The following is a 6,000-nucleotide window of genomic DNA, read 5'->3' as shown; positions in this document are numbered from 1 at the left end:
CCCCGACGCGATCATGTACGGCGGCATGGACGCCACCGGCGGCCCGTTCGCGAAACAGGCGAAGCAGCTCGGCCTGCGCGCGAAGATCCTGTCCGGCGACGGCGTGTGCACCGATTCGCTGGCCGAACTGGCCGGCCCGGCGGCCGACAACGTGCTGTGCTCGCAGGCAGGCGCGGCGCTCGAGAAGATGCCGGGCGGTGCGGGCTTCCTCGCGAAGTACCAGAAGCGCTTCAACCAGGGCATCAAGTTCGATGCGCCGTTCGCGTATGACGCGGTCTACATCGTGGTCGACGCGATGAAGCGCGCGAACTCGACCGACCCGGCGAAGATCCTCGCGGCGATGCCGGCGACGAAGTACGACGGCGTGATCGGCACGACGACGTTCGACGCGAAGGGCGACCTGACGCACGGGATCATCTCGATCTACGGCTACAAGGGCGGCAAGAAGACCTTCCTCGACCAGGTGAAGATGTAATCCGACGCGGCGCCGGCACGACGGGAACGCCACCCGTCGGCGCCGGCGCCGCGCGGACAGAATACCGATTCACGGAGACGAAGCATCATGTGTGCAATGGCGTATGCGGAATTCCAACAGGAGTTGAAGAAGGCGCAGTTGACGGCGCGCGAGTTCGCCCGCCTGATCCGGATGAACGAAAGTTCGATCACCAACTATTCGAGCAAGGGCACCGTCCCATCCCACCTCGCGGTCATCGCGAAACTGATCGGTACGCTGGCCGCGCACGAGATCGACTTCCGGCGCGTGATCCGGCAAATGCGGATCGAGCCGAAACGGCCGCGCGGCGTCGGCGTGTTTCCCGCCGCGGAAAAACCGCGCTCGCGGAAAGCGGCGAAAGCCGACGCCTGACCAGCGCCGGCCCAGGTCGACAGCGGCACGGGGATTGCCGCTCGACGCGTGATACTTGATCGACGCCCCCTTACGGCCAGCGCGACCCGCACCGCCCCGGTATCACCCCACCGCCCGCACATGATCGAGCAGCGCCTGCAGCGGATGGCGCACCTGCTTCGACGACAGGCGTTTCACCTGGCTGCGACACGAATACCCGGTCGCCAGCGCCTCGCCCTCCTGCTGCACCCCGTCGACGTGCGCGGCCCACGACTGCGCATAGATCGTCTTCGACGTCGCGAGATTGCGCGCCTCGTGCCCGTACGTGCCCGACATCCCGCAGCACCCGGTCGCCTGAACCTGCAAGCGCAGCCCGCGACGTGCGAACACCTGCGCCCACTGCTTGCCGCTGTCCGGCGCATTGGTCTTCTCGGTGCAGTGCGGCAGCAACCGGTATGAAACCGTCGCCCCGCCCGCACCGGCTTGCGGCAGCGCATCCAGCAACCATTCCTGCGGCAGCGCGACCTTCGGCACGTCGGCGAGCCCGGTCACCTTCAGGTATTCCTGCCGATACGTGAGCGTCATCGCCGGATCGAGGCCGACCAGCGCGACACCCGAGCGCGCCAGTGCGGCCAGTTGCGTCGCGTTGCGGATCGCCGCCTTTTCGAATGCGTGAAGAAAGCCCTGCACGTGTAGCGCCTTGCCGTTCGGCGCGAGCGGCGCGAGCCACACCTGAAAGCCCAGGCGCGCCGCCAGCTCGATCAGCGTCGCCAGTTGCTCGGTATCGAAATAGCGCGTGAACGTGTCCTGCACGATGACGACGCTGCGCGCGCGCTGCGCGTCGCTCAGCGCGGCGAGCGCATGCGGGTCGGCCGGCTTCACGCGCCATGCGCGGATCACGGCCGCGAGATCGAAGCGGCTCAGCAGCGGGCTGTCGACCATGCCGACCTGGCGCTCGAGCAGCGTCCTCACCCAGCCGGCGCCCATCAGCCCGTTGTACACAGCGGGCACGCGCGCCATCCACGGCATCGTGAATTCGAGCGAGCCGATCAGGTAGTCGCGCAACGGCCGCAGGTAACGCTGGTGATACAGCTCGAGAAAGCGCGAGCGAAACTCGGGCACGTTGACCTTGACCGGGCACTGCCCCGCGCACGACTTGCATGCGAGGCACCCGGCCATCGCGTCGTACACCTCGTGCGAGAAATCCGCGTCGCCATCGCGGGCGTTGCGGGCGTTGCGGCTGTTGCGCCAGCGCTCGGCCAGCCCGCGCAGGAACGGCTGCCGCGTGCGCGCCGCCGCGACGACGTCGACGCCGGCCTGCCCTTGCAGACGCAACCATTCGCGCATCAGCGACGCGCGCCCCTTCGGCGACTGCACGCGTTCGCGCGTCGCCTTCCACGACGGACACATCGCGTCGTCCGGATCGAAGTTGTAGCACGCGCCGTTGCCGTTGCAATGCATCGCGGTGCCGTAGCTTTGCCACACGCGCTCGTCGATCTGCCGGTCGTGGTCGCCGCGCGTCGGCACCTCGTCGATCTTCAGCAGCCGCAGCGTAGGGTCCGGCGGCGTCGCGATCTTGCCCGGGTTGAACTGGTTGTGCGGATCGAACGCGGCCTTCAGCTGCTGCAGCGACGGATACAGCTCGCCGAAAAACGCCGGCGCATATTCGGAGCGCACGCCCTTGCCGTGCTCGCCCCATAACAGGCCACCATGGCGCTGCGTGAGCTCGGCCACCGCATCCGACAGGGGCCACACCAGCGCGGCCTGCTTCGGGTCCTTCATGTCGAGCGCCGGGCGCACGTGCAGCACGCCGGCATCGACGTGGCCGAACATCCCGTACTGCAGCCCGTGGCCGTCGAGCAGCGCGCGGAATTCGGCGATGTACGCGGCGAGGTTCTCGGGCGGCACCGCGGTGTCCTCGACGAACGGCTGCGGCCGCGCCTCGCCCTGCACGTTGCCGAGCAGGCCGACCGCGCGCTTGCGCATCGCATACACGCGCTTCACCGCGTCGTCGCCGGCCGCGAGCGTATGGCCGAGACGCTCGACGCTCGTATCGGTGCGCAGATGCTCGACGAACGCACGCACGCGTGCATCGACGTCGCGTTCGTCGTCGCCGCTGAATTCGATCAGGTTGATGCCGAGCGTCGGACGCGCGTCGTCCTGCGGGAAATACTCGGCCACGCTGCTCCACACGAAGTCCTTCATCGCCAGCATCAGTACCTTCGAGTCGACCGTCTCGATCGACAGCGGCGCGAGTTCGAGCAGCGCGCGCGCATCGCGCAGCGCGTCCATGAAGCCCGCGTAGCGCACGTTGACCAGCACCGAATATTTCGGAATCGGCAGCACGTTGAGCTTCGCCTCGACGACGAAGCCGAGCGACCCTTCCGCGCCGCACAACACGCTGTTCAGGTTGAAGCGGCCGTCGGGTTCGCGCAGGTGCGCGAGGTCATAGCCGGTCAGGCAGCGATTGAGCTTCGGAAATTTCGCGTCGATCAGCGCCGCCTTGTCGTCGCTGATGCGTCGCGCGGTGCGATACACCTTGCCGACGCGGTCCTGCCGCGCGCAGCGGCGCGCCAGTTCTTCATCGTCGAGCGCGTCGCTGTGCAGCCGCTCGCCGCCCATCAGCACGAAATCGAGTTCGAGCACGTGATCGCGCGTCTTGCCGTACGTGCAGCTGCCCTGCCCGCTCGCGTCGGTGTTGATCATCCCGCCGACGGTCGCACGGTTCGACGTCGACAGCTCCGGCGCGAAGAACAGCCCGTGCGGCTTCAACGCCGCATTGAGCTGATCCTTGACGACGCCCGCCTCGACGCGCACCCAGCGCGCTTGCGCGTTGATTTCGAGGATCCGGTTCATGTTGCGCGACAGGTCGACGACGATGCCGTCGGTCAGCGACTGCCCGTTGGTGCCGGTGCCGCCGCCGCGCGCGGCCACCGCGACGTCGCGGTGCGCGGGTTCGGCCAGCAGTCGGGCCAGCAGCTGCACGTCATCCGCATGCGCGGGGCAGATCACCGCCTGCGGCAGGCGCTGGTAGATCGAGTTGTCGGTGGCCTGCACGGTCCGGTTCGCGTGGTCCGCACGGATTTCCCCGGCGAAGCCGGCCACCTGCAGCGCGGCGAGAAAATCGCGGTAAACGTTCGCGGACGGGCTGGCGGGACGGGGCAACGGGGCGATCGACATGGGGCAAAGGCGCAATGTGGGTGGAGCCGGCCGGTTCACGCACGCCAAAACATGATTTTTTGGCAAGTTTCCGCACAACCGGGAATTGCAGTATCTTTCGATCTTCCGCCAGAAACAAACGAATTCTTACCCGGCGAAGCTTGCATAAAACTCATGAATTACCGCCGCCTCACCCCGTCGATGTCGCTGCTGCTCGTGTTCGAGGCCGCCGCGCGGCATGAAAGCTACACGCGTGCGGCCGAAGAACTGTCGCTGAGCCAGAGCGCGATCAGCCGGCAGGTGCAGACGCTCGAGGATCAGCTCGGCGTGCCGCTGTTCCGGCGCGAGGGCCGCTCGGTCAAGCTGACCGAAGTCGGCCGCCGCTACTTCGCCGAGCTAAGCGGCGCGCTCGGGCGCATCCGCGGCGCGACGCTGCAGGCGATGTCGCACCAGGCCGGCGCCGGCACGCTGCGGCTGGCCACCCTGCCGACGTTCGGCTCGAAATGGCTGCTGCCGCACCTGCACGGCTTCTACGCCGCGCATCCGGGCGTGACCGTGCACCTTCATTCACGGATCGGCGCGATCGATTTCCTCCACGACGACCTCGACGCGGCGATCACCGTCGGCGCGGGCGACTGGCCGGGCCTGCACGCGCACCGGCTGTACAACGAATTCCTGATCGCGATCGCGCCGCCCGACACGGGCCGCGGCCGCAAGGCCGACGCGCGCACGCCGGCCTGGGCCGCAAGGCAGACGCTGCTGGGCGTGACGAGCAATCAGCAGGCCTGGGCAGAGTGGTTCTCGCACTATCGGCTCGAGCATCGCCAGATGCGGATCGGTCCGAGTTTCGAGCTGACGTCGCACCTGATCCAGGCCGTGCGCGCGGGAATGGGGATCGGGCTGGTGCCGAAGGTGCTGGTGGAGGACGAATTGAGCCGCGGCGAGCTCGTGCCGATCGGCGACGCGATTACCAGCCAGCGCAGCTATTACCTCGTCTACCCGCCGGGCAACGAAACGCTGCCGTCGCTGGTCGCGTTTCGCGAATGGCTGCTGACGTCGTGCTGACGCGCTTGCGGCGACGTGCCGGTCAGGCGCGCCACTCGCCGAGAATCTGCTCGGCAAGGTAGTCGCACGGCGGCCGCGCGGACTGCGCGCTGCGCGCGAGCACGACGTCGAGTTCGCCGAGCGACGGCAGCCCGTGGCTCTCCGACAGCTGCAACAGGTGATCGGGCACGCAGCAGCGCGCGAGCGGCGCGATCGCGAGGCCGGCCTCGACCATGCTGAGCAGCCCGAGGAAACTCGGGCTTTCGTACGACATCCGGAACGGAATCTTCCGCCGGTTCAGCGCCTTGATCGCATGGTCGCGCGCCGTGCTGCCATGCGAGAACAGCGCAACCGGCAGCGGCCGCTCTTCCCACACGTTCCGTTTCGGCGATCCCGTCCAGACGATCGGCTCGAGCCGGATCAGCTCGCCGGACACGCCCTTGACGCGAGTCATGCATGCGAGATCGACCGTGTTGTCCTTCAGCATCGGCACGAGCGCGCTGCTCGGCTGGCCGATCACGCGCACTTCCACACGCGGATGCATCGCGGCGAACTTGCCGAGCACCTGCGGCAGCAGCGACGAGATGTAATCGTCGGGCACGCCGATCGTCACGCGGCCGCGGATCTCCGGACGCACGACCGACGCCCACGCCTCGTCGCGCATCGCGAGCATCCGGCGGCCATAGTCGGCGAGCATCCTGCCGTCGTCGGTCGGCGTCACGTTGCGCGTGTCGCGGATGAACAGCGGCTTGCCGAGCGCGTCTTCCAGCGTCCTGATCTGCATGCTCACCGCCGACGGCGACCGGTGCACGGCCTGCGCACCCTGCGCAAACGATCCGGATTCCGCGACGGCCACCACCATCGCGAGCACATCGAGGTCGAGCTTCTTCATTTTAATTCAGAAAAACTGATCAATCGATTCAGTTTATCCCGTTTTACTGTTCGCCTCCAGC

At 67.5% G+C, this 6,000-nt stretch carries 5 protein-coding genes; 3 read left to right on the top strand and 2 right to left on the bottom strand.

Features of this window, described 5'->3' with window-relative positions; genetic code table 11:
- A partial coding sequence (locus tag AP428_RS30585) for a branched-chain amino acid ABC transporter substrate-binding protein (RefSeq protein ID WP_156349364.1) occupies positions 1 to 475 on the top strand: 475 nt, incomplete at its 5' end.
- 87 nt (positions 476 to 562) lie between these two features.
- The gene (locus tag AP428_RS30580) at positions 563 to 865 is read left to right on the top strand and encodes a hypothetical protein (protein ID WP_011549323.1); all 303 of its coding nucleotides are present in this window, start codon (positions 563 to 565) and stop codon (positions 863 to 865) included.
- A gap of 102 nt (positions 866 to 967) precedes the next feature.
- Here AP428_RS30580 and AP428_RS30575 read toward each other — a convergent pair whose 3' ends face one another.
- The gene (locus AP428_RS30575; RefSeq protein WP_054928539.1) at positions 968 to 4,024 is read right to left on the bottom strand and encodes an FAD-binding and (Fe-S)-binding domain-containing protein; all 3,057 of its coding nucleotides are present in this window, start codon (positions 4,022 to 4,024) and stop codon (positions 968 to 970) included.
- Between the two features lie 153 nt (positions 4,025 to 4,177).
- On the opposite strand from AP428_RS30575, the gene AP428_RS30570 reads away from it, so the two are divergent.
- Positions 4,178 to 5,068 carry a LysR substrate-binding domain-containing protein gene (locus tag AP428_RS30570; RefSeq protein ID WP_041489524.1) on the top strand — a complete coding sequence of 297 codons (891 nt, stop codon included), beginning with the start codon at positions 4,178 to 4,180 and terminating at the stop codon, positions 5,066 to 5,068.
- 22 nt (positions 5,069 to 5,090) lie between these two features.
- Here AP428_RS30570 and AP428_RS30565 read toward each other — a convergent pair whose 3' ends face one another.
- Complete coding sequence (locus AP428_RS30565; RefSeq protein WP_006481027.1) at positions 5,091 to 5,939, bottom strand: LysR substrate-binding domain-containing protein; 849 nt, start codon at positions 5,937 to 5,939, stop codon at positions 5,091 to 5,093.
- Positions 5,940 to 6,000: the final 61 nt, after the last annotated feature.

It is taken from the genome of Burkholderia sp. E168m22 (assembly GCF_001319805.1).
Classification (GTDB): domain Bacteria; phylum Pseudomonadota; class Gammaproteobacteria; order Burkholderiales; family Burkholderiaceae; genus Burkholderia; species Burkholderia orbicola.
Note: the sequence above shows the minus strand (reverse complement) of the source record. Positions and strands in the feature narration are given on the sequence as shown.

What these genes read in the sequence shown, in the direction of transcription:
- AP428_RS30580 (WP_011549323.1), top strand. Translation starts at nt 563, where the DNA reads ATGTGTGCAATGGCGTATGCGGAATTCCAACAGGAGTTGAAGAAGGCG.
- AP428_RS30575 (WP_054928539.1), bottom strand. Translation starts at nt 4,024, where the DNA reads ATGTCGATCGCCCCGTTGCCCCGTCCCGCCAGCCCGTCCGCGAACGTT.
- AP428_RS30570 (WP_041489524.1), top strand. Translation starts at nt 4,178, where the DNA reads ATGAATTACCGCCGCCTCACCCCGTCGATGTCGCTGCTGCTCGTGTTC.
- AP428_RS30565 (WP_006481027.1), bottom strand. Translation starts at nt 5,939, where the DNA reads ATGAAGAAGCTCGACCTCGATGTGCTCGCGATGGTGGTGGCCGTCGCG.